Genomic DNA, 23,506 nt, shown 5'->3' with positions numbered 1-23,506 from the left:
ACTCCTGTCCCGTCGCCGATGGAACGGCGCGGTGCTGTCCTGGTGAGTCTGTCGTGCCGGCCGGGTGGGCCGTTAGCCCCGGGCCGCAGGATGGGGGCGAAGTCCCGATGGGTGCCCGGGGGTGAGAACAGAACCGGGGATTTTCCCCGATGCCCCGATCGACGGTGCCACCTAGCGTCGGATGACAACACGGGATCGACCGCGGTCTCGTCTGACGAGGGGACGTTCCCGATGGCCTCCAACGCGATTCTCGACTTCATTCTCGGTCTGCTCCGCGACGACGAGTCGATCAACGCGTACTGCCGCAATCCGCAGGCCGCACTCGCCGACGCAGGACTGCACGGCGTGACGCCCGCCGACGTGTCGGCGGCTGCGCCACTCGTCGCCGACGCCGGCCTGGTGACGGCGGGAGCGGGTGCCGGGCTCGGCGCGATCGCCGGTGCCGCCGGCGGTGTGGGTGCCGGTGGCTTCGGTGGCGGCGCCGGCGGTGGCTTCGGCGGTGGAATCGCCGGCGGCTCGGTGGGTGGCGGCGGCATCGGTCTGGGCGGCATCGGTCTGGGCGGCATCGGTCTGGGTGGCATCGGTCTGGGCGGTGCCGGTCTCGGCGGTGCCGATCTCGGCGGTGCCGCCGGTGGTGGTTTCGATCTCGGCGGGTTCACCATCGGCGACATCGACTTCGGCGGGATGCTCGGCGGAATCGGACTCGGTGGGCTGGACCTGTCCGGCTTCCAACTCGCCGATCTCGACCTCGGCGGCATCGCCGTCGGCGAGCTCGATCTCGCCGGGCAGCTCGCGGTCGCTCTCGGCGCGACACTGGCGTCCGGTATCGCCGCCGGCGGGACCGTCGCGGCTACGTTCGGCGCGGCGTTCGGTGCCGCACTCGACGGCCTGATCGCCGGTGGATTCGAGGTGGGTACAGGCATGGGCGGCCAGATCGCCGCAGCCCTCGCCGGCGCGATCGGCGCCGAAGGCGCGCTGATCGAACAGTTCGCGGCCGCCGTCGACGGTGTACTCGCCGTGGCCGGAAGCGTCCAGGGAGGCCTCGCCGCCACCCTGTCATCCGGACTCGAACTCGGCGGCTCCGCGGCCGGGGCCTTCGGCGCGACGCTCGGCGGCCTGCTCGGGGCCACGGTCGGCGCGGGCGGAAGCCTGGGAGCCGACCTCGCTGCGGCGTTGTCGGCCGGGTTGGGCGCGGGCGGTGCCGTCTCGGCCGGCCTCGACGCCGCACTGGCCACCCAACTCGGCGCCGCCTTCGACGGAACTCTCGCCGCGGCCGGGGGCGTGGAGGCCGCGCTGTCCGGATTGCTCGACGCCCAGGCCATCACCTCACTGTCCGGTGAGCTCGGCGCCACCCTGTCGGGTGCGCTGAGCGCCGGCCTCGGCGCCGGCGGCAGCGCGGCCGCAGAACTCGGGACCGCACTGACCGCAGTGCTCTCAGGCGGCGCAGCAGCCGTCGGCGGCATCGCGCTGACCGGCGGCGCAGGACTCGGCGCCGTCATGGGCGGCGCCATCGCCGCGGCACTCGGCGTCGGCGGCGGCGCCCAGGCGGGTCTGTCCGCGGCCCTCGATGCAGCCCTCGGCACCGGTTTGGACGCAGTGCTGAGCGCCGGCGGCGACCTGGAGGTCGCGGTCGGGTCCACACTGTCGTCCGCGCTGGGTGCCGGCGGTGAGATCGCGGCGAATCTCGGCGGCGCATTGGGCGGTGCACTCGGTGTCGCGCTCGACGGTGCCGCGGGCGCGACCCTGGACGGGCTGCTCTCGGCGGGAGCCGGACTGGACGCGTCGCTGTCGACGGTGCTCTCTGGCTCCCTCGGCACGGAGGGTGGCGCGGACCTGGGCACCGCCTTGTCCGGCGTCCTGGACGCAGGCGGTGTCGTCGGCTCGGACCTGGGTGCCCTTCTCGACGGTGGACTGACCGGGGACCTCGCGGCCGGACTGAGCGCCGTCGGCGCGGCCGGCGGCGACGTCGCGGCGGCACTCGGCGCCTCGCTGGGCGGCATGCTCGGCGCCGCGGCCGGGGTGGACGGTCTTCTCGGTGCGGTGTCCGGTGTCAGCGTCGGCCAGCTGCTGGCCGCCGATCTGGGTGCCGCGCTGGGCGTCGATGGCGGCCTGGTCGCGAATCTCGCCGGCGCACTGGACACCGCGCTCGACGGCGACCTCGCCGGTGATGCGGTCACCGGCGCCACCGGCGATCTCGGAGCGGTGCTGTCGACGGCGCTGGGTGCGGGCGGCGACCTGGGCGCGCAGCTCGGCGGCTCGCTCGGCGCGGTACTGGGCGCCGCGTTCTCCGGGGATCTCGGCGGCGACCTGGCCGGGCAGCTGGCCGCAGGCACCGACCTCGGTGCGGCGGTCACCTCGACGCTGAGCACCGCACTCGATCTGGATACCTCGACCACCGACGGCATCACCGCCACGCTCGACGCCGGTCTGCAGTCGGCCGGCGGGCTGGGCACGCTGGTCACCGGACAGGTCGACGCACTGGTCAACCCGACCCTGGGCATCGGTGAGCACGGCATCTCGGCCACCGGCCCGGTCTCTGTCGGCGGGGCGCTGACGTCGGCGGCGGGTCTGCAGTCGGACGGACTGCTCGACACCGGTCTCGGACTCACCGGCGACGCCGGCATCACCAGCGGATTGGGACTCACCGGCGACAGCGGCCTGACCGGTGGACTGGGACTCGACACGGCTACCGGACCCATCGACCACGCGCTCGACATCACCGCACCCGATCACGGCCTGGCCGCGAACCTCGGGCTGAGCGGAGCAGGGGCCGGCGGTGGAGATCTCGGCACCACCGTCACCGGAGCGACCGACGACCTCGGCCTGCACGACGGGCTGGGACTGAACAGCGGGCTGTCCGGGGCAGTCGACCAGTCGAGCGCCCTGACCGGAGAGCTGGGCGGCGATCTGACCGGAACCGGCCACAGCGACGGTTCGGCGGGACTCGGCGCCGCGGTCACCGGGCCGGTGTCGGACCTCACCGGCTCCGGGGCCGTCGACAGCGGCGCGGATGCGTCCGGTGAGGTGACCGACCAGACCGACGTGGACACCGGCGCAGCCGCCGACGGTTCGGTGAGCGGCGCCGCGGGCGGTGCGGTCGACGGTGTCCTCGGCGGCACCGCGGACACCGCCGGCGGGCTCACCTCCGATCTGACCGGAGGTCTCGCCGGTGGCCTGAGCGGTGGACTCGGCGGCGGCCTCGGCGGCGGCCTCGACGATCATACCGACACCCACACAGACGCCACCACGACCGAATCGGCCGACCATCACGGCGGCATCTTCGGCGGCTGAGTCCCACTCACCGATACCGTGAGGACACCATGACGACGAACGTGCCCGAATTGCTCGACCAGATGAGCGCCATGGCCGACGAAACCGGACGCGGTGACCTGGTGGCGCGCCTGGCCGGGGCGCGCACACGGCTCATCGATCCACGACTGCGCATCGTCGTGGTCGGGCAGCTCAAGCAGGGCAAGAGTCAGTTCGTGAACGCACTGCTCAACCTCGAGGTCTGTTCGGTCGGCGACGACGAGACCACCGCGGTGCCCACGGTGATCAGCCACGCGACCGAACCCACAGCGCATCTCGTCGTCGGCGGAACCGAGGACACGATCGGTATCCCGCTGGCCGAGATCACCTCGGTCACGCCGACAGCGAGTCGGGCCGGCGGGCGGGAGGTGGCCCGGTTGGAGATCGCCGCGCCCGGCCCACTGCTCGCCGACGGTCTCGTCGTGGTCGACACGCCCGGCGTCGGTGGACACGGTCATCCTTATGCCGCAGCGACATTGGGGATGGTCGCAGGCGCCGACGCGGTGTTGTTCGTCTCGGACGCCAGTCAGGAGTTCACCGAGCCGGAGATGCGCTTCCTCGAGCAGGTCGTCGGCCTGTGCCCGACGGTCGCGTGTCTGCTCACCAAGATCGACCTGTATCCGCACTGGCGCGCGATCGAACAGGCGAATCGGGAACATCTGCGGCGCAAGGACCTCGACATCCCCATCCTGCCGTTGTCGTCGACGCTGCGGATTCACGCACTGCGGCTCCAGGACGAGCAACTCAACGCCGAGGCCGGGTTCGTCGAGCTCTACCGATATCTCCGTGAGCAGGTGGTGCCGACCGCACAGCAGGCGGCCCGAGGAGCCGTCGCAACCGATCTACGAGTCGTCTCCGAACATCTCGCTCTCACTCTCGGCAGCGAACTCGCCGGCCTGCGCAGCGAGGAGACCGCCCGACGGGCGGTCACCGGACTGCAGGAGGCCAAGGCGAAAGCCGAGGCCATGCGTAAGCAGTCGGCCCAGTGGCAGCAGACCCTGGCCGACGGCATCGGCGACCTCGCCGCCGACATCGATCATGATCTGCGGGATCGACTGCGTGCGGTGACCCGAGAGGCCGAACGCGCCATCGACGACAGCGACCCGGGCACGGACTGGGACCGGTTCGGCGAATGGTTGGCCGAACAGACGGCGAGCGTCGTCGGCGACAACTTCGTCTGGGCGCACGAGCGCTCGGTGTGGCTGGCGCAGCGTGTGGCGGAACATTTCGCCGAGGCGGGCCACGACTGGCTCCCCGACATCGACATCGCCGATCTCGACGGTGTGTTCGACCCCGTCGCCGATCTCGCGGACCTCGACACCGGGCGGACCGGCATCACCCAGAAACTCCTCGTGGGCATGCGCGGGTCCTACGGCGGCGTCCTGATGTTCGGACTCATCTCCACGATGATGGGTATGGCGCTGATCAATCCGGTGTCGATCGGCGCCGGGGTGCTGTTGGGCAGCAAAGCATACCGAGACGACAAACAGGCGAAGGTGGCCGAACGACGCGCCCGGGCCAAGGTCGCCGTCCGAGGATTCACCGACGACGTCAGCTTCCAGGTCGGCAAGGAATCCCGCGACCGGCTCCGCGTGATCCAGCGGGTGCTGCGCGATCACTTCACCACCGTGGCCGAACAGACGTCGCGATCGATCTCGGAGTCACTGAGCGCGGCGCAATCCGCTGCGGCGCTGGCCGATTCGGAACGTGAATCGCGGGTCACCCAGGTGGAGTCGAAGCTGGGGAACGTCGCCGCACTGCGCCGTGCGGCCGACCGGCTGGACGCGGCACAGGTGACGGCGCGATGACCGATCTCGAGCAGGCAGCGGCGTTCGTCGATGCGGCCCGCGACGTCGTCTCACCCGATCGCGGCGCCGTCGAGATCATCGACCGATGCGCCGCACGGCTTGCCGAGCCCATCCGCATCGCTCTGGCCGGATCACTCAAAGCCGGCAAGTCGACACTTCTCAATGCCCTTGTCGGACAAGATATCGCGCCGACCGACGCCACCGAGTGCACGCGTGTCGTCACCTGGTATCACCAGGGTCGGATCGCGTCGGTGACCGCTGCGATCGATGACGGGACGTCGATGCCGATCCCGGTGACCCGCACCGACGGACGCCTCGGATTCGACTTCGGCGGCCTCACCGCCGACCGGGTCGATCACCTCGACGTCGGGTGGCCGGCGAGTGCCCTCGGGTCGCGGACCATCGTGGACACGCCGGGCACGGCGTCGTTGTCGACGGAGTTGTCGGCGTCGACCATCCGGTTACTGGCGCCCGACGACGGCGAATCCGGCGTGGATGCGGTCGTCTACCTCATGCGCGCCCTGACCGCGGCCGACACGGCCATGCTGCGCCGGATCGCCACCTCGATCGGGGGCGGTTCCGGGCCACTCGGCGTGATCGGCGTGGTGTCCCGCGCCGATGAACTCGGCGCGGGACGGATGGACGCCATGCTGTCGGCCCACGAGATCGCCGGACGGTTCGCCGGCGAACTCTCGCGCACCGGACTGTGTCAGGCGGTCGTCCCGGTGGCCGGCCTGCTGGCATTGGGCGCCCGGACCATGCGCGAGATCGAGTTCCGCGCGCTGACCGATCTGGCCGCCGTGCCCGGCCACGACCTGGAGTCGGCCTTGCTGACCGTCGACCGCTTCGTGCGCCCGGACCTGCTGCCGCACATCGATCCCGCCGTCCGACGCAAGCTGGCGGACCGCTTCGGTGTCTTCGGTATACGCCTGGGCGTCACCCTGATCCGCTTCGGCGCCACGACGTCGACACAGCTGGCCGCCGAGCTCGTCGAACGCAGCGGTCTGCTCGAACTCAGCGAGGTGATCGATGTCGCGTTCGGCCAACGCGCCGATCAGCTCAAGGCGCATTCGGTGCTGGTCACGCTCGATCACGTCCTGGCCCGCACCGGTGGCGCCGGGGCCGCCGACCTACGCGCCTCGGTCCGTCGGGCTCTCGCCGACGTCCACGGGTTCCGGGAATTGCGTCTGCTCAACGCTCTGCGCTCCGGCGGCACGGCACTCCCGGCCGATCAGGTCGACGAGCTGGTCCGAATCCTCGGTGGACACGGGGTCGACCCGGCTTCCCGTCTTCACCTCGACCCCCGTTCGGATCCCAGGGATCTGCGGGCCGCAGCGGTGGACGCGGTGGGTCTGTGGCGCTCGCGGGGTGCACATCCGCTGCTGTCCGCCGAGGCCGCCTCGGCGTGTGCGGCGGCGGTCCGAAGCGCGGAGGGCATCGTGGCCCGACTCGACGGTCACGTGCGGGTGTCGACGTAGCCGATCGTCGTCGCGACCGCACCGAGTACGCACGCCACGCCCGGCACGATCCAGTGAAACGGCTGCGGCAGTCCGGCCTCGGCCACCGCCTGCGCCGACGGCGCGATCAGGATCGCACTCCCGGCCGTCAGTACGGCGCTGACGATGACCGCGACCAGCAGCCACGCCCGCCCCGATCGCCGACCGTCCCAGATCCGTGCGCACCCGAACACAGCGGTCACGACGACGACTGCGACCAGCACCGCCCCTGCGGCCAACGCGATGTTCACCGCCCGCACGACCTCGTCACCGGTCGCCTCCGGACGGTCGGCCGACAGATCGACCGCCAGCGCGACGCGGATCTCGGTCAGGTGCAGTGCCACCATCAGTGCGGTGGTGACCAGCAGGACGATCGCACCGATCCACAGTCCGATCACCACCGGAGTTCGACGGCCACGGGCCGGTCGCTCCGGGCGCATCGGCGTGATCTGAATCCCCGGCCGCGGCGGAGGACCGTCACTCAGCACGTCAGCACGCCCTTCGACCGCAGAATCCGCACCACCGACCGGTCGATGCGCTGCTCGGTGAGCCGCTTGGTCGCCACCTGCTGTTCCAATGCGTCGAGCACCGACGACACCCGATCCGTCGACAACCACAGCGCGATGTCACTCCCGGCGCGGATCGCCATCGGCGCTGCCTGCTCGATGGGATATCGCGCACTGATCGCCGCCATGCCGGACAGGTCGTCGGAGAAGACGACCCCGTTGAACGGGGGCCCGCCGTAGGGCCTGCCGGTCCGCAGCATGCCGATCGCCTTCGGGCTGATGCTGGCCGGGGTTTCCGGACCGGTCAGACCGGGCACGATCAGGTGCCCGACCATCACGGCCGCGTTGCCGGGGTCGCGCAGCAGCGTCTTGTACGGCACCAGATCGCTCTGCTCCAGCGACGACAGCGGCGGCGTCACCACCACGCCGAGATGCGAATCGCCGGACCCGTGACCATGTCCCGGAAAGTGCTTGAACACCGGTGTGATGCCGGCCGACTGGAGACCGGCGGAGAACGCCTGTGCGTACTCGGTGACCACGGCCGGATCGTTGCTGAACGACCGGTCGCCGATCACCTCGTCGTCGGGTTCGTTGCTGACGTCCACGTCGGGCGCGAAGTCCACCGTCACACCCAGCCGACGCAGCTGCCGGCCGATCGACGCCGCCAGTTCACGAACCTGTGCGGGTGTCTTGGTCTGCGCCAGGACACGCGCGGACGGACTGTCGATCCCGAGCTCGGACAGCCTCGACACCCGGCCGCCCTCCTGATCGACCGTCACCATCAGCGGGAACTTGCTGCGTCGCGAGATACGTGTCGCCGCACCGCTGGTGAGGATCGATTTGTCGGTCCAGCTGCCGACGAAGATCCCACCGATCTGTTCGGAATCGACGATGGCCTGGGCGTCTGCCGCGCCGGTCACGCCGACGACGATCAGTTGCGCCAGCTTCTGTCGCAGCGTCATCCGGTCGAGTTGGTCTGCGCCGCAAGCCAAAGCGACAGGAACCGCGGACGACGACGCCGGCGAGCCGGATGTGGCCACGCTATAGACCGACGACGAACTGCTTGTCGAGCCGGATGGTTCCGCGTTCGCGCAGCCCACAGCCGTGAACGCCACGACCGCGACCACCATCATCGACAACACGCCACGAATGCCGCACCCTCGCGCAGTTGAGCCCATGTGACGAGTCTGGCATGTAACCTGGGGCAATGGACGTGGGGTCCGACCCGACCGAACCCGCCACCGCGACGTCCGACGGCAACGGTGGCCGGGGACGCACTGCGCACCAGACCCTGATGATCGCCTACGACGGCTCACCGAACGCCGACCGCGCCATCCGCTACGCGGGCCAATTCCTCCGCGCCGACACCGCCTACGTCGTCACCGCGTGGCAGCCGGGCGAACTGTCACCGACACGTCTGTCCACCCTCGCCGGCGGGATGCAACCCTTCATCGACACCCAACTCGAGGCCGGCGTGGACGAGGCGCTCGAGGAGGAGGCGGAGACCATCAACCGCCGGGGAGTCGAGTTGGCCGCGGCCGCGGGCATGCGCGCCCAGGGCTCGCTCGTCGAGGTCGAGTCCACGGTGTGGGGCGCTCTGGTCGCCGCGGCCGACGCGCTCAAGGTGGACCTGCTGGTCACCGGCACGCGAGGCGAGTCCGGCCTCAAAGCCCTGTTGCATTCGAGCGTCGCCGAGCGTGTCCTCAAGCATTGTCACCGCCCGGTGTTCATCGTGCCGGCGCAGTGCGAGAAGTTGCCGCCGGTCACCCCCTGAGCCGACCAGTCCGACCGTTCAGCCACTGAAAACCACCCTGGGCAGGGCTGAGGTCGGCGATCAGCCGACGACGCACCTGTCTCGGGCGGTTTTCAGCGACGACCCGGTCCGGGCCGCCGGTCACGCTCCCCTCAGATGCCGGTTCACGATCCCGAGAACCTGCCCGGTGACCGCGTTCAGCGTCCGCACCTCCGCCCCGGTCAGCACGTCGCACACCCAGTCCCAGTGCAACGACACGTGTTGACCCACCTCCGGTTCGGCGATCATCTCGTAGCCGGGCAGTCGCCAACGCGCGGGCCCGGCCGCCGCATCGCCGAGAGCCAGTCGGCCATCGTCGTACACCAGCTCACGACGGGACACCTCGACGACGTCGCCGGCCACCGACTCGATCCGGCCGGGCCGGATACAGCAGTTGCGCAGGATCGACAGCGGGGTGGTCGCGTCGATGCGCAGCAACGTGATCCAGGGATAGACGGCGAGGACGTGGAAGTTGTGGTGCGCCGGCGGGTTGTCGATGGCCTCGATCGACCCCAGCAAACCGGTCGCCGGACCCCGGATCGCCTGCCGCAGGGTGTGCAGCAACATTTCCGAATCCACCTGCTCGAGAAGAGCATTGCCCACCCAGTAGGCCCGCACCAGCTCCGGGTGCAGCGGTGGGCGATCCCCCATCGCCTCGGCCAGCGTGGCCAGATAGGCCCAGGCGCCCTCGAATTCGTCGGCGCGCTCGGCGAGGCGGCGCGGGTCGCCACGCATGAGTTCGACGAAGTCCTCGGGTCCGCAGTATCCGAGTTCGTTCGGCGCGAACGCGTAGCGCGCGAACGTCTCCACGCCCGACAGGTCGGTCAGCATATCCGCGGAAGCTGTTCACCCGCCGGAAGATCCACCACGCGGGTGCCGCCGAGCGCGGTGCGCGCCACCACCATGCCCGGATGATCACCGACACAGGTGCCGATGACCGCGGCGTCGGCACCCAACGGATGTGCGCGCATGGCCGCCACCACGGTGTCGGCATCCTCGGGCGACACGAAGGCCACCAGCTTGCCCTCGTTCGCCACGTACATGGGATCCAGGCCCAGCAACCCGCATGCGTCACGGACCGCCGCGGGTACCGGGATATCCTTCTCCTGCAGCAGAACCCCGATTCCCGCCGACGACGCGATTTCGTTGAGACTCGCCGCCAGCCCACCGCGCGTCGGGTCACGCAGGGTGTGGATGTCCGAGCCGGTCTCGATCATCGCCGACACCAGACCGGCCAGCGGCGCCGTGTCGCTGCGGATCGACGTTCCGAACCCGAGGCCCTCCCGACAGCTCATCACCGCCATACCGTGCACGCCGATGTCGCCGCTGACCACCACCGCGTCCCCGACTCTCGCCCGATGCGGACCGATGTCGATCCCGGGCCCGATCAGCCCCACGCCCGCGGTGTTGACGAAGATACCGTCGCCACTGCCCGCGTCGACCACCTTGGTGTCTCCGGTCACCAGCGTCACCCCGGCCGCGAGCGCCGCGGCTCCCATCGCCTCGGCGACCCGTGCGATGGTGGCGAGCGGGGTACCCTCCTCGAGGATGAACGCGGTCGACAGCACCACCGGTCGGGCGCCGACCATCGCGAGGTCGTTGACCGTCCCGTTGACCGCGAGATCGCCGATCGATCCGCCCGGGAACTCCATCGGCCGCACGACGTAGGAATCGGTCGAGAAGGCCAGACGCGCGCCACCGATGTCGACGACGGCCGAGTCTCCCATCCCCGCGTCGGCAGCCGCCCCGAACGACGGCAGGAACAGGTGCTCGATCAGCTGCTGGGACATCGCGCCGCCGCCCCCGTGGCCCATCACGATGGTGGGTGAATCCCGCAGCGGGAGCGGACACACCCAGTTCTCCATGTCCACCTGGGTATCAGCCATGGGAGGCCGCCGCGGGTTTGGGATCGGGCAGATCGAGCCGACGGTAGAGGTAGTACGCCGCGCACGCCCCCTCCGATGACACCATGGTCGCGCCGAGCGGGTGCCGGGGTGTGCATTCCTTGCCGAAGGCGGCGCACTCGTGAGGTTTGATCATGCCCTGGAGGACCTCACCGGATCGGCAGACGGCGGACTCCTCGGCGTGCAGATTGTCCACGTGGAAGCGGTATTCGGCGTCGAAGTCGCGGAACGCCGGCGACAGTCGCCAGCCGCTGTCGGGGATCATCCCGATGCCGCGCCACACGCGGTCGGTGACCTCGAACACCTCGGCCAACATCGCCTGCGCCGCCGGGTTTCCCTCGGGCGGAACCGCACGCCGATAGGCGTTCTCGACCTCGTGACGTCCCTCCTCGAGCTGGCGCACCGCGCGGCGGATGCCCTCGAGGATGTCGAGGGGTTCGAACCCGGTGACCACCATCGGCACCCGATATCGTTCTGCGAGTGGCGGATACTGCGCGGTCCCCATCACACTGCAGACGTGTCCGGCAGCCAGGAACGCCTGCACCCGGCAGGTCGGTGACTCCATGATGGCCGCGATCGCCGGCGGCACGAGGACGTGTGACACCAGCATCGAGAAGTTGGTGAGGCCCTGGCGACGCGCCTGGTAGACGGTCATCGCGTTGGCGGGTGCGGTGGTCTCGAAACCGATGCCGAAGAACACCACCTGGCGATCCGGGTTCGCCTTGGCGATCTTCAACGCATCCAGCGGCGAGTACACGACGCGGACGTCCCCGCCGGAACTCTTCACCGAGAACAGGTCTCGGCTCGTCCCGGGAACCCGGAGCATGTCTCCGAACGAGCAGAAGACCACGCCGGGCGTCGAGGCGATCTCCAACGCCTTGTCGATCACCTCCAGCGGCGTCACGCAGACCGGACAGCCCGGGCCATGGATCATCTCGATCGAGTCGGGCAGCAACTGGTCGATCCCGTGACGGACGATCGAATGGGTCTGGCCGCCGCAGACCTCCATGATCGCCCACCGGTGATCGGTGGTTGCGCGGATCTCGTCGATCAATCGCCTGGCAAGCGTCGGATCACTGAATTCGTCGAGATATTTCATGGGGCCACCTCCGGATCGGTCGTACGTGGATCGGCGACGCCGGCCTGTTTGGCCGCGAGCGCGAAGCCGTCACCGAACTCCTCGTTCAGCACGCCGAGATGCTCGAACTCGGCGAGTGTCGCCAGCGCGGATTCCTCGTCGAGCCGCTGGATGGCGAAGCCCACGTGCACCATCACGTAGTCGCCCACGGCCGCATCCGGAATGTATTGCAGGCACGCCTCTTTGTGGAGTCCGCCGAAGTCGACGACCGCCATGAGCGTGTCGTCCACCCGGTCGATGGACAGAATCCTGCCCGGTACCGCCAGACACATCAGTCCTGCCTCCTTCGCCTCAGCCGGCACTCGCCACGACCAGTTGGCCGAACGCGACACCACCATCGTTCGGTGGTACGAGCCGGTGTGTGATCACCTCGAACCCGTTGTCGAGCAACATCTTCTGCGTCATCGACAGCAAGAGCGCGTTCTGGAAGACCCCTCCGGTCAACGCCACCGTCCCCGACAGTTCACCGAACCGGGTGACGACATCGAGCACGGCCGCGGCCACGGCGGCATGAAAGCGTGCGCCGATCACCCCGGGACCCACGCCCGAGAGCCGATCGGAGGACGCTGCCGCGATCACCGGTGCGGGATCGATGATCGTGGCGCCGTCGGCCGTCCTCGCATCGTCGGTTGTCACTGCGCTGTCGGTGATCGCGAACCGATACGTCTGCCCGTCGCAGCCCGACGTCCGGGACACCGCTTCGAGTTCGATCGCGGCCTGGGCCTCGTAGTCGACGCCCTGCCGTATCCCGGCGATGGCGGAGACCGCGTCGAACAACCGGCCCATGCTCGACGTCGGCACGCAGCCGTCGCCGGTCTCGAACTGCCGGCGCAACACGCGGCGTTCGACGTTCGGGCACGCCTGCACCGCCGGCAGCCCGTCCGACCACGGAATGCCCGCAGACCACAGATGCGCCAAGGCCATCCGGTACGGACGCAGCACGCTCGCGTCGCCGCCGGCAAGTGGCACGTACTTCAGGTGTGCGACCCGCTGATACGTCTTGTACCGGCAGTGCAGGATCTCGCCACCCCAGATGGCGCCATCGGATCCGTACCCGGTGCCGTCGAATGCGACGCCGAGCACACTGTCGGCCGCGTCGAGACCGTGCTCGGCCATCACCGCCGCGACATGGGCGTGATGGTGTCCGACAGTACGGATCTCGCGCCCGCCCGCGTGACGTCGCGCCCACGCGGCGGATCGGTAGCCGGGATGCGCGTCGACGGTCAGCAGGTCCGGCTCGATCCCGGTGACCGCCTCGAGATGGCGCTCCGTGGCGCCGAACGCCTCGATGGTGGCCAGGTCGTCCATGTCGCCGATGTGCTGGCTCAGCCACGCGTAGCGGCCCTGCGCGAGCGCGCAGGTGTTCTTCAGGTCCGCGCCCGTCGCCAAGACGGCCGGCGCGGCCACCGGCAGGGCGAGCGGCATCGGCGCATAGCCGCGAGACCGGCGGATCGGGACCGTCATGTCGCCGACGACCCGCACCACCGAGTCGTCGCAGGGCACGACGATCGGCCGGTCATGCTCCAGGAACCCGTCTGCAAGGCCCGCGAGTCGATCATGGGCGTCGGCGTTGCGGTAGCAGATCGGTTCGCCGCCGAGGTTTCCCGATGTCATGACCAGGACCTGCGGTCCGGGCTCGTCACCGTCGAGCCCGAACAACAGCATGTGCAATGGGCTGTAGGCCATCATCACGCCGAGGTCCGGATTCCCCGGCGCGACCGATGGCGCGACCGGCTCACCGGCGCGCGGGACGATCACGATCGGGGCCTGCGGTCCCGCCACGACACGGCAGGAAGCGTCATCGAGCGCGACGAGTCGTCGGGCGGCATCGAGGTCGGCGACCATGAGGGCAAACGGCTTGTCGCCCCGGCGCTTCCGTGCCCGCAGGGTGCTCACCGCGTGTTCGTCGGTGGCATCACAGGCCAGGTGATATCCGCCGATGCCCTTGATCGCGACGATACCGCCGGCGCGCAGCAGCGCCCGGGCGGCGCCGACCGGGTCGTCGGACGGATCGCCCGGTCCGGCATAACCGAGGGTCGGTCCACAGTCGTGGCACGAGATCGGCTGCGCGTGGAATCGCCGATCGGCCGGGTTGTGGTACTCGGCGGCGCAGGCCGCGCACATCGGGAAGCCGGCCAGTGTCGTGTTCTGCCGGTCGTAGGGCATGCGTTCCACGATGGTGAAGCGAGGGCCACAGTTCGTGCAGGTGATGAAGGGATGCCGGTGTCGCCGATCGGCCGGGTCGCGGAGTTCGGCAAGACAATCGACGCAGATCGCGACGTCCGGCGACACCAGGGTGCGGCCTGCGGCCCGCACGGTCGTGTCGTCGATACAGAAGCCGGTTCCCCCGCGCACCGGCACGCGGGTCGCGGTGACCTCCTCCACGACTGCCAGGGGTGGCGGTCGGCTGCGGAGGCGTTCGGTGAATTCGTCGGCGGCCGAGATCCTTCCCTCGATCTCGATGACCACACCGGTGGTGTCGTTGTGCACGTGGCCGGCCAGTCCCAGCTCGGTCGCGGTCGCGTAGACGAACGGTCGGAATCCCACGCCCTGCACCAACCCGGTGATCTGCAGCCTGAGTCGAACCCGCGTCTCGTACATCCCGATCATTCGGCCTCACCTCGACCCATCAGGCGTAGTCCGGCCAGTGCCTCGCGCGCGCCGTCGGCATCGGTCTTCTCCACCGCGAAGCCCATGTGGATGATGACCCAGTCCCCGTTGCCGAGCGCCGACCCGTCGTCGAGCAGACCGATGTTGACCTTGCGATGTTCACCGCTCACGTCGACGAGCGCGATCTGACCGGCGTACTCGTCGAGCACCGTGATGACCTGCCCCGGGATACCCAGACACATGACGTCACTCCCGCCGGGTCGAGGCAAGGCGGTCGAGGACGGACACCACCGCGTCCATCGCCGGTTCCACGGCGGCGGCGACCGGCGCCGACAGTCCGATCCCGTCGTCGACACAGCTGACCTGGCATCCGACCACATAGGTCGGTGGCAGGGTGCCGCCCAGGGCACGCACTTCGGCGAACACCGTCAGCGGATCCATCCCGTGCGCGTCGAGATTCGCCGCGGACAGGTCTGTCGCCGCGGCTGATCCGTTGTCGACGACCATGACCTCGACCTCTCCGGGTCTGCCCCGGTCGGGCACGGCGTCGACGAGCACCAGCGCCTCCCATCGTTCGAGGAGGTCGTAGGCGAGGTGTAGCCCCCGGATGCCGTAGTCGACAACCCGCGCCGCGTCGGCGGGCAGCGCCAATCTCCGGACGACCTCGGGTCCGAACCCGTCGTCGCGGTGAAAGATGTTGCCGATCCCGGCGACCAGGACGGTCGCGGTCGGCACCGTGGCCGCCGTCATCTCACATTCGGCGCATCCGCAGGTACCGCTGCAGGTCGGGCACCGAGCGGATGCCGATGACCACTCCTGCCACGGCCGTGACGACCGCGAGCAGCGTCGCGATCTGTCCGATTCTTCGCATGATGGGTTCCTTTCCGCCTCAGGGGTTGTCGAGAGGCTCGATCTCGTCGGGCGCGAAATAGAAGTAGCGACCGAAGGATTCGTGGAGATCGGCGGCGGGGTCGTCTTCGATCACCACCCCGACGTGGATGTCGCCGTCGACGTCGCCGTGCACGGTCATCACGCGGGCGGTCATGCCGGCGAAGAACACGTCGTGGGCATCCGCGCGACGCGACGGCCGCAACCGGACCCGGCTGCCGCGACCGACCGCGACACCACCGACGAGGACCGCGTCGGACTCCGGCGCGACGGCGGCATCGGCTGCGGGGTCCCACCAGTCCATCCCGTCGGGCACCTCCGGAACCAGTTGCGGTGAAGAAGGTTCGGGAAGGTGCGGTTCGCGGAGCACGCCGTGCAGCTGCGCCATCGCCTCGGGGGACATGGCCTCACAACGGTCGATGATCTCGGCGGCCCGGGCATCGGTGGCCCGGGCCTGTTCCTTCTCCGTGTCGGTCATGGTCATCACCCGCAGCGTGAGGATCTCGTCGATCTCGGTGGAGTCGAAGAGTGCCCCCGGGCTCTGTGCGGCCACCTCGGGATGGTCGTAGAGGATGATCGGCGAGATCAGCATCAGATGGTCCTCGCCGTCGGGTCCGGCCACCACCGGGAACGCCCGGTGGTGCACGCAGTCCCGCGCGAGGGGCGCGAACGGTTCCGGTGGGTCGATGACCGATACGAACGAGCCGCCGCGCACCTCGACGATCATGTGCGCGCCGATGAACGAGCGCGCGATCGCATCGTCGGCATCGACGGCCGGGTCGCCGACGTTCTCCGCCGAGACCGTCAGCCGCACGAGGTCGCCCGCATTCACCGCCGATACCCGCAGACACCCACACAGGGGTTGTCGCGTGCGCAGGAGGCTCCCGCCATCGAGCTCCTCGACCTCCGCACCCGCCGCGATGTCCATCCGACCGACGCTCTCCGCACTCATCAGGTCCTGCAGCGCGAGTGGGTCGCTGGTGATCTCGCACGGCACCGCCTCGTCCCAGCTGACGTGACGTCGGCCGTCGACGACGAGTGTCTCCACCGGATTCGCCGACGCGTCGCGAGCCGTGCGGCGCTGCAGCTGCAGGAAGCGGGTGGCGACCGTGACCGTCGTGTCGGTGTCGGTGTCGGTGCGGATCAGACACTGCGCGGACAGGTTCGGCGGCTCGCCCAGGCCGGCGTTCGCCGCTCCCGGCGGGCCCAGCACGCCGAACTGCCAGCGTGCCTGGTTCTTCGCCGACGTCGACCGGTACGGGTAGAGGAGATAGCCCTCGTACAGCACCGCGTCGGCCACCGCCCGCACGTCCGCGATCGTCATCGGATCGCCTCCCTCGAGAGCAAGGTGGTCACGACGTCGTCGTAGCCGAGCAGGCCGTGTGCGGACTTGTAGTCGCGCAGCGCCGCAAGGGTTTCCTCGCGCAATCGCACCCAGCCCTGGCCGGGGTAGGAGGTGGCCATCAACTCTCGCCACACCGCGACCGGGAGCTGATGGCGGCTCTCCCGATCCCAGGAGATGTGTTCCACCGAGAATCCCGCGGGGCCGTCGACGAACACGGTGCCGCTGAACAGGAAGAGGAGTGGGACGGATCCGTCGGCCAGGGCATGGAAGTACTTCGACCCGCTCACCTCGAGGTCGTAGGTGCACGGCATCGGCAGGTCCACCTCGATCTGATCGGTGAACGCGGGAACCATCGTCGAGGTGTGCATCCAGAGGAAGGCACGCTGCGTGCCGGCCCAGCGCTCGCGGTCGCCGAACAGGTCGACGAGCCCGGCTGCCTCCGCGTCGTCGTAGGCACGGCGCGCCGGCTCGATGCGGACCTGTGCGCGCAGCGCGATCGCCTGGACCCGGACACCGTCGAATCTGCTGATCCGGGTGTGCGCGATCAGGGTAGGTGTCGCCGCGTACCGTTCGGGCGCGACGTCGAGCACCTCGAGCCGGAGGGTGCCGCCGCCGACCATCACGCACCTACCGGTGCCGCACGGCGCGACATCGTGGTGAAGAACTCGTCGATGTAGTCGTGCACGTCCGATCCGCCGTCGAAACCGCGCCATCGCGTGCGCACCTGCCCGACGAACTCGTAGCAGACGTCGATGGGCAGGAGCAGGCAGCCGGCGGCCTCGCCCGGTCGGGCCGCACCCGGACTGTCACCGGGCATCCGGATGAGCAGTGCCTCCACGTCGGCCGCGACGATGTCGAGTTCCGGGCACCGCTGCACCAGCGAATCCCACTCCTGCAGAGGCAGGTCCGACTCGATCGCGCCGGCGGGTCCCGGATAGAACGCGACCATCCGGCCGAGCACCGAGTTGCGGAAGAAGAACGCCAGATCCACGGGTATCTCGAGTCCCGCCCAGTCCGCGGGCGCGACGGTGTCGTCGGGGAAGCAGAGGAAACGGTCCGGCACCGCGCGGTAGCGCAGCGACGCGCCCTGGTCGACGAACAGCAGATAGCAGCCACGGCAAACACACATCAGCGCCCGGTCCTCGACGTTGACGACGTGTTGATGTCGTGTGCCCATCGGGTCGGCGCACATCTCGCACACCTCCCCCGACGGAGCCGGGGGCCGAGTGCTCGTGATCCGCCGGATCACGTCGAACGGGCTGCTCACGGTGCCGCGCCCGCCGGTATCGCGACCGACACAAGGCCATCGCGGGTCAACATCGGCAGCGGCTCGAGGTGGCCGTCGCCATCGAGTCGCGCACCGGCGTGCACGGCGTCGAACCGGGCCCCGCAGTTCGGGCACCGCAGGATCGCCACGCCCTGCGGGGAACTGTGCAGTCCCGCCCCGGCCATCGAGTCGTCGCACCCGGGGCATCGGTCGCGGTAGGCGTACCAGCCCTCGCCGATCCGGCACACCAGGATCACCAGGCCACCGACCGCGAAGCCCCCGACCTCACCGGGTGCCAGCTCGGCCACCTGCGGGATCGGTTCCCAGCTACCACGCGACGCCTCACCGGCGTGCAGATCGTCGGTGTGCACCCGACTGAACAGCGACTCCACCGCGATCACGCCGGGCTGGTCGGGTTCGGCTGCGACGGCCTCGATGGACTCGATCTCGGGCGCCGCCGCCCGGACCGCCTCCTCGACGGCCAGTTCGAGCGTCACCGACGACGACGGACAGCTTCGGCAGCTACCGGACAGTTCCAGTCGTACGACGCCGTCGACGACGTCGAGGACGGTGACGTCGCCGCCGTGCGAGCCGAGGTAGGGCCGCACGGTGTCGATGGCGGTCTCGACGCGGGTGCGCACGTCATGGGGGTGCAACCCGTGTACCAGCAGGAGACTTGCGACGAGGTCGTCGGTGACCAGCGCATCGATTGCGGCCGTGTCGAGCTTGGCGACGATGCGCGTCAGTCCGGCGCCGTAGAGGTCGGCGACCTCCCGTACCAGCGCCTCGGCCCGCTCGCGCGCGAGCGCACCGCCCTGCGCCGACGAAGCGTCGAGCAGGTTCTCGATACGGTCCCCGGCACCGCGCCAGCGCCCGTCCTCGGCATCCGGGTCGTCAGTCACCCGTCAACGCCTGCGTCGGCGAATGCAGTTTCTCCAGTGTCTGTCCCTGGCCGAGGTACATGTGCACGCCGCAGGGCAGGCAGGGGTCGAAGCTGCGCACGGTACGCATGATGTCGATGCCCTTGAAGTCGTCGCGGCCGTTCTCCTCGAAGATCGGCTGCCCCTGAACGGCGTCCTCGTACGGCCCCGGCGTCCCGAAACTGTCGCGCGGGTTGGCATTCCAGGGTGTCGGCGGATACGGGTGATAGTTGGCGATCTTGCCGTCGCGGATCACCATGTGATGCGACAGCACACCGCGCACGGCCTCGGTGAAGCCACAGCCGATGCCCTCGTCGGGGACCTCGAACTGCTCCCAGGTCTTGGTTCGTCCGGCCCGGATCTCGGCGAGTGCCTGCTCCGCGAAATGCAGTGCGCAGGCAGCCGCGTACGCCTGGAAGTAGGTGCGCGCCCGATTGCGTTCGATGGTGTTGCTGCCCGCCTCGGGGATCGTCCATTCGAGTTCGGCGGGGCCCTTGAGCGCGGTCTTGGGCAGATTGATCTTCACGCTGTGACCGGTGGATTGCACATAGCCGATGTCGACGAGGCCGGCCAGTGCGGTCGACCACAGCCGCGCCAGCGGTCCGCCGCCGGTGTCGAGCGCGAGGTGGTCGGTGCCGTCGAACCAGCGTGGCGACATCACCCAGCTGTACTTGTCGTCCATGTCGCGCTTGGCGGGTTTGGGATTGGTGTGCTGGTTCCACGGGTGCCGCCGGTCCACCGGGTTGCCCAGCGGATCGGTCTTGACGAACATCTCCTGGTCGGTCCAGTCGTCGTAGTAGGAACTGCCCAAGAGGATTCGGATGCCCAGATTGATGTCGACCAGCGAGGTGGTGACCAGTTTGCCGTCGACCACCACACCGGGTGTGACGAACATCTTGCGGCCCCAGTCCTCCATGTCGCGGTAGGAGAAGTTGCAGACCTCCGGGTCCTGGAACGAACCCCAGCATCCCAGCAGTGTCCGGCGCAGACCCACCTTGTCGTAGCCGGGCAGCGCCTCGTAGAAGAAGTCGAACAGGTCGTCGTGCATCGGGACGACCTTCTTCATGAACTCCACATACCGCATCAGGCGGGTCATATAGTCGGTCATCAACTGGATGGTGGCCACCGTGCCCACTCCGCCCGGATACAACGTGGACGGGTGGACGTGTCGACCTTCCATGAGGCAGAACATCTCTCGCGTGTAGCGGCTGACCTGCAATGCCTCGCGGTAGAACTCACCGGTGAACGGGTTCAGCGCCCGCATGATGTCGGCGACGGTGCGGTAGCCGTGGTCGCCGGCATGGGGCGCCTCGGTGTTCTCCGCCTTGGCCAGCACGCCCGGGTTGGTCTCGGAGACCATCTTCTCGCAGAAGTCGACGCCGACCAGGTTCTCCTGAAAGATGTTGTGGTCGAACATGTATTCAGCGGCCTCGCCGAGGTTCACGATCCACTCACCCAGGTGTGGCGGTTTCACCCCGTACGCCATGTTCTGGCAGTAGCACGAGCAGGTGGCGTGGTTGTCACCGCAGATCCCGCAGATTCGGCTGGTGATGAAATGCGCGTCGCGAGGGTCCTTGCCCCGCATGAAGATCGAGTAACCGCGGAAGATCGACGACGTGCTGTGACACTCCACCACCTCCCGGTTCTCGAAGTCGATCTTGGTGTAGATGCCGAGGCTGCCCACGATCCGGGTGATCGGGTCCCACGCCATCTCGACGAGGCTGTCCGGATCGACCTTCTTGTGCGACGGCTCGGGGATGATGGTTGTCATCGTCTGATGCCTCTCCTACCAGGTCCTGGTCGCGCCGGTTTCCAGTCGTTGCCCCTTGTGGCGCCATCGCGGCTCCTTGTCGACGGTCGCACCGGTGATGTGGCGCAGATTGCGGATCACCGTCCCGTAGAGGCCGGAGGCCGTCGAGGAGAGTTTGCCGCCCGGCGGCTCGTCCATGAAGGGCATGAACTTGTCCGGGAAGCCGGGCATGGTGCAACCGATGCAGATGCCGCCCACATTCGGGCAGCCACCGACGCCGTTGATCCAACCCCGCTTGGGCACATTGCATTTCACGACCGGCCCCCAGCAGCCGAGCTTGACGATGCATTTCGGTGAACCGTATTCGGTCGCGAAGTCGCCCTGCTCGTAGTAACCGGCGCGATCGCAGCCCTCGTGCACGGTCGCCGAGAAGAGCCATTTGGGTCGCAGTGCGTCGTCGAGCGGGATCATCGGCGCTTGTCCGGTGGCCATGTAGAGCAGATAGGTCAGGGTCTCCGACAGGTTGTCCGGGTGGATCGGACAGCCGGGCACGCACACGATCGGGATGTCGGCCTTGCTGCGCCAGTCCCAGCCCAGGAAGTCGGGCACCCCCATCGCGCCGGTCGGGTTTCCGGCCATCGCGTGGATGCCGCCGTAGGTGGCACAGGTTCCGACGGCGACGACAGCTGTCGCCTTGGGCGCGAGCCGGGTGAGCCACTCGCTGGTCGTCATCGGCTGATCGGTGCCGGGTTTGTTGCCGAAGCCGCACCAGTATCCGCCGCTGTCGTGGAGTTGCTCGTTGGGGATCGAGCCCTCGACCACCAGGACGAACGGATCGAGTTCATCGCGATCGGCTTTGAAGAACCACTCGAGGAAGTCGTCGGCACCACCGGAGGGTCCGCACTCGAAGTCGATCAACGGCCAATGCACGGCCACCTTCGGCAGACCCGGTAAGGCGCCGAGGGCGATCTCCTCCACACTGGGCTGGGTGGCTGCGGTCAGGGCGACCGAGTCGCCGTCGCAACTGAGTCCTGCGTTGATCCACAGAACGTGGATCAGGGTCTCCTCCGCCTTCTGCGCAAGCTCATCGGGCATGAGATGCCGCTTTCCGGGACCCCGCACACGGCCCCTGGCGTCACGGGAGTCGACCGTCGGCACGCTTGTGTGACGCTTGTCACAGCATTACGCCGACGAGTGTGAGTTGTCAATCGCCTCCGGTGGGCACCGGCGTCGGCCCGGAATGTTGATGGATTTCTGAAAGCCATGTGTACCAATGGTTCACACCTTCACCACTGGTGACCGAGAGAGGGATGACCGGTACGCGCGGATTGACCGCTCGCACATGCGCTGTGCAGAGGTCGAGGTCGAAGTCGACGTAGGGCAGTAGATCGACCTTGTTGATGATGACGAGCCCGGCCGCCGCGAACATGTGCGGATACTTCACCGGTTTGTCGTCCCCCTCGGTGACCGAGATGACCACGACCTTCATCCGCTCGCCGAGGTCGAACAGTGCCGGGCACACCAGGTTGCCCACGTTCTCGATCAGGAGCAGTGATCCGGTCGCCGGGCTCAGCGAGTCGATGGCGTTACGGACCATCTGCGCGTCGAGGTGGCATCCGGCCCCGGTGTTGATCTGCACCACGTCGCATCCGGTCGCCGAGATTCGTTCGGCGTCGCGCAGCGTGGCCTGGTCTCCTTCGATGACCGCGAAACGCAAGTCCGCCGAGCGCTCCCGGATGGTGCGTTCGATCAACGAGGTCTTCCCGGCACCCGGCGAGCTCGCCATGTTGAGCGCGACGATGCCGCGAGCGGCGAGCCATTCCCGGTTCTCCTGGGCCAGGAGGTCGTTTCGATCCAGCACCTTCTGTTCCAGGGTGATCGTCTCGGTGCGGGGCGCGACGTGCTGCTCGGAGTGGGGGTGCGGATGGTCGTGCGCATGATGGTGCTGCGCATCGTCATGGTGGTGCCGATGGCCATGGTCGTGGTGGTGCGGGTCGTCGTGGTGGTGCGGGTCGTCGTGGTGGTGCGGGTCGTCGTGGTCATTCGGGTCGTCGCGACCGTGCGAGTTCTCGTGGTGGCCGGGTTTCGAGATCACCGGTCCCGAGTCATCGCCGCATCCGCAGGTTGCGCACATTCGTCACTCACCTCCATCGACGTGATCCTCAGTTCTCGGCCGGCGGTGACGTCGAGGTCGGCGCTGCCGCACGGACACAGGAGGATGAAGTCGCGCAGTGTGGTCTCGTTGCCGCAGCTGCGGCAACGCGCACGCCCCGGCGTGATGACGATCTCCAGCACCGCACCCTCGACGAGGGTGTCCTCGGCGGCGAGAGAGAAACAGAACTGCATGGCGTCGGGCTCCACGGCGCACAGCGCACCGACCTCGACGGTGACCTGGTGCACTTGCCGGCCCGCGGCATGCTCGCACGCGGCCTCGATCACGCTCTGTGTTATCGCCATCTCGTGCATCGCGCCTCGATTCGCCCTGGCGTGGCCCTGACCATACTCCGTCGCAAGCCGCCGGTTTCGGGGAAACCGCCGCCGAAAACCACCCCGGAGCGGGCATCCGTCGGCGAAATGCCGACCAGCGGCCCCTCCTGGGCGGTTTTCGGAGTTCGGACGGCGGGTCGGGCGGTTTTCAGAGTCGGGTCGGGCGGTTTTCGGAGTTCGGACGGCGGGTCGGGCGGTTTTCAGAGTCGGGTCGGGTTCGAGCGGGTACCTCGACCGGGGGTTTCGAGCGGCGCTTGCCGGGCCGGGTTTCGGCGCGATGGTAGTT

General features: G+C 68.8%; 22 protein-coding genes. 4 read left to right on the top strand and 18 right to left on the bottom strand.

The annotated features are described in order from the left end of the window. The first annotated feature begins 231 nt into the window (after positions 1-231). The 3 genes from ACVT6V_RS07305 to ACVT6V_RS07295 are packed head-to-tail and all read left to right on the top strand — an operon-like array spanning position 232 to position 6,595. Entirely contained in the window at positions 232-3,291 is a 3,060-nt protein-coding gene (locus tag ACVT6V_RS07305; RefSeq protein ID WP_489899138.1) for an IniB N-terminal domain-containing protein, read from the top strand. A 29-nt stretch (positions 3,292-3,320) separates the two neighbouring features. Further along, positions 3,321-5,117 carry a dynamin family protein gene (locus ACVT6V_RS07300; RefSeq protein ID WP_489899137.1) on the top strand — a complete coding sequence of 599 codons (1,797 nt, stop codon included), beginning with the start codon at positions 3,321-3,323 and terminating at the stop codon, positions 5,115-5,117. After that, positions 5,114-6,595, top strand: a complete 1,482-nt coding sequence (locus tag ACVT6V_RS07295; protein WP_489899136.1) for a dynamin family protein — start codon at positions 5,114-5,116, stop codon at positions 6,593-6,595. The genes ACVT6V_RS07300 and ACVT6V_RS07295 overlap by 4 nt, the downstream gene beginning before the upstream one ends. On the opposite strand, the gene ACVT6V_RS07290 is transcribed toward ACVT6V_RS07295, so the two are convergent. Together ACVT6V_RS07290 and ACVT6V_RS07285 are read right to left on the bottom strand one after the other, a co-directional pair. Continuing rightward, positions 6,574-7,053, bottom strand: a complete 480-nt coding sequence (locus ACVT6V_RS07290; protein ID WP_489899135.1) for a hypothetical protein — start codon at positions 7,051-7,053, stop codon at positions 6,574-6,576. The two genes, ACVT6V_RS07295 and ACVT6V_RS07290, sit on opposite strands and share 22 nt — an antisense overlap. 41 nt (positions 7,054-7,094) lie before the next feature. Beyond that, entirely contained in the window at positions 7,095-8,297 is a 1,203-nt protein-coding gene (locus tag ACVT6V_RS07285; RefSeq protein WP_489899134.1) for a glycoside hydrolase family 3 N-terminal domain-containing protein, read from the bottom strand. Positions 8,298-8,326: 29 nt separating this feature from the next. Here ACVT6V_RS07285 and ACVT6V_RS07280 point away from each other — a divergent pair, with 29 nt between their 5' ends. After that, a complete protein-coding gene (locus ACVT6V_RS07280) occupies positions 8,327-8,893 on the top strand; it encodes a universal stress protein (RefSeq protein WP_489899133.1) in 567 nt (188 codons plus the stop codon). A gap of 120 nt (positions 8,894-9,013) precedes the next feature. Here the strand turns inward: ACVT6V_RS07280 and ACVT6V_RS07275 are convergent, their stop codons facing one another. The 16 genes from ACVT6V_RS07275 to hypA all read right to left on the bottom strand — a co-directional run bounded on the left by ACVT6V_RS07275 (position 9,014) and on the right by hypA (position 23,199). Then, positions 9,014-9,742 (bottom strand): DUF6390 family protein, encoded by a 729-nt coding sequence (locus tag ACVT6V_RS07275; RefSeq protein WP_489899132.1) that lies wholly within the window; start codon positions 9,740-9,742, stop codon positions 9,014-9,016. After that, on the bottom strand, positions 9,736-10,797 hold the full coding sequence (hypE, locus tag ACVT6V_RS07270) for a hydrogenase expression/formation protein HypE (protein ID WP_489899131.1): 1,062 nt from the start codon (positions 10,795-10,797) through the stop codon (positions 9,736-9,738). The genes ACVT6V_RS07275 and hypE overlap by 7 nt, the downstream gene beginning before the upstream one ends. After that, positions 10,790-11,914 (bottom strand): hydrogenase formation protein HypD, encoded by a 1,125-nt coding sequence (gene hypD / locus ACVT6V_RS07265; protein ID WP_489899130.1) that lies wholly within the window; start codon positions 11,912-11,914, stop codon positions 10,790-10,792. Before hypD ends, hypE begins: the two co-directional genes overlap by 8 nt. Beyond that, positions 11,911-12,225, bottom strand: a complete 315-nt coding sequence (locus ACVT6V_RS07260; RefSeq protein WP_489899129.1) for a HypC/HybG/HupF family hydrogenase formation chaperone — start codon at positions 12,223-12,225, stop codon at positions 11,911-11,913. Before ACVT6V_RS07260 ends, hypD begins: the two co-directional genes overlap by 4 nt. Before the next feature lie 19 nt (positions 12,226-12,244). Further along, positions 12,245-14,563 carry a carbamoyltransferase HypF gene (gene hypF / locus ACVT6V_RS07255; protein ID WP_489899128.1) on the bottom strand — a complete coding sequence of 773 codons (2,319 nt, stop codon included), beginning with the start codon at positions 14,561-14,563 and terminating at the stop codon, positions 12,245-12,247. Further along, complete coding sequence (locus tag ACVT6V_RS07250) at positions 14,560-14,805, bottom strand: HypC/HybG/HupF family hydrogenase formation chaperone (RefSeq protein ID WP_489899127.1); 246 nt, start codon at positions 14,803-14,805, stop codon at positions 14,560-14,562. The genes hypF and ACVT6V_RS07250 overlap by 4 nt, the downstream gene beginning before the upstream one ends. A gap of 4 nt (positions 14,806-14,809) precedes the next feature. Further along, positions 14,810-15,313, bottom strand: a complete 504-nt coding sequence (locus tag ACVT6V_RS07245) for a hydrogenase maturation protease (RefSeq protein WP_489899126.1) — start codon at positions 15,311-15,313, stop codon at positions 14,810-14,812. A gap of 1 nt (position 15,314) precedes the next feature. Further along, complete coding sequence (locus ACVT6V_RS07240; RefSeq protein ID WP_489899125.1) at positions 15,315-15,434, bottom strand: DUF6893 family small protein; 120 nt, start codon at positions 15,432-15,434, stop codon at positions 15,315-15,317. 18 nt (positions 15,435-15,452) lie between these two features. Continuing rightward, complete coding sequence (locus ACVT6V_RS07235; protein ID WP_489899124.1) at positions 15,453-16,775, bottom strand: hypothetical protein; 1,323 nt, start codon at positions 16,773-16,775, stop codon at positions 15,453-15,455. Further along, a complete protein-coding gene (locus ACVT6V_RS07230) occupies positions 16,772-17,416 on the bottom strand; it encodes a DUF6084 family protein (protein ID WP_489899123.1) in 645 nt (214 codons plus the stop codon). The genes ACVT6V_RS07235 and ACVT6V_RS07230 overlap by 4 nt, the downstream gene beginning before the upstream one ends. Then, positions 17,416-18,063 (bottom strand): DUF5947 family protein, encoded by a 648-nt coding sequence (locus ACVT6V_RS07225; protein ID WP_489899122.1) that lies wholly within the window; start codon positions 18,061-18,063, stop codon positions 17,416-17,418. The genes ACVT6V_RS07230 and ACVT6V_RS07225 overlap by 1 nt, the downstream gene beginning before the upstream one ends. Then, entirely contained in the window at positions 18,060-18,965 is a 906-nt protein-coding gene (locus ACVT6V_RS07220) for a NifU family protein (RefSeq protein WP_489899120.1), read from the bottom strand. Before ACVT6V_RS07220 ends, ACVT6V_RS07225 begins: the two co-directional genes overlap by 4 nt. Further along, a complete protein-coding gene (locus ACVT6V_RS07215) occupies positions 18,958-20,754 on the bottom strand; it encodes a nickel-dependent hydrogenase large subunit (protein ID WP_489899119.1) in 1,797 nt (598 codons plus the stop codon). The genes ACVT6V_RS07220 and ACVT6V_RS07215 overlap by 8 nt, the downstream gene beginning before the upstream one ends. Before the next feature lie 15 nt (positions 20,755-20,769). Then, on the bottom strand, positions 20,770-21,828 hold the full coding sequence (locus ACVT6V_RS07210) for an NADH-quinone oxidoreductase subunit B family protein (protein ID WP_489899118.1): 1,059 nt from the start codon (positions 21,826-21,828) through the stop codon (positions 20,770-20,772). Between the two features lie 109 nt (positions 21,829-21,937). Beyond that, the gene (gene hypB / locus ACVT6V_RS07205) at positions 21,938-22,867 is read right to left on the bottom strand and encodes a hydrogenase nickel incorporation protein HypB (RefSeq protein WP_489899116.1); all 930 of its coding nucleotides are present in this window, start codon (positions 22,865-22,867) and stop codon (positions 21,938-21,940) included. Next, positions 22,825-23,199, bottom strand: a complete 375-nt coding sequence (gene hypA, locus ACVT6V_RS07200) for a hydrogenase maturation nickel metallochaperone HypA (RefSeq protein ID WP_489899115.1) — start codon at positions 23,197-23,199, stop codon at positions 22,825-22,827. The genes hypB and hypA overlap by 43 nt, the downstream gene beginning before the upstream one ends. Positions 23,200-23,506: the final 307 nt, after the last annotated feature.

This window comes from Gordonia sp. LMA167 (assembly GCF_058130025.1).
The sequence above is the reverse complement of the archived record's forward strand: the minus strand, read 5'-3'. Positions and strand labels throughout refer to the sequence as shown.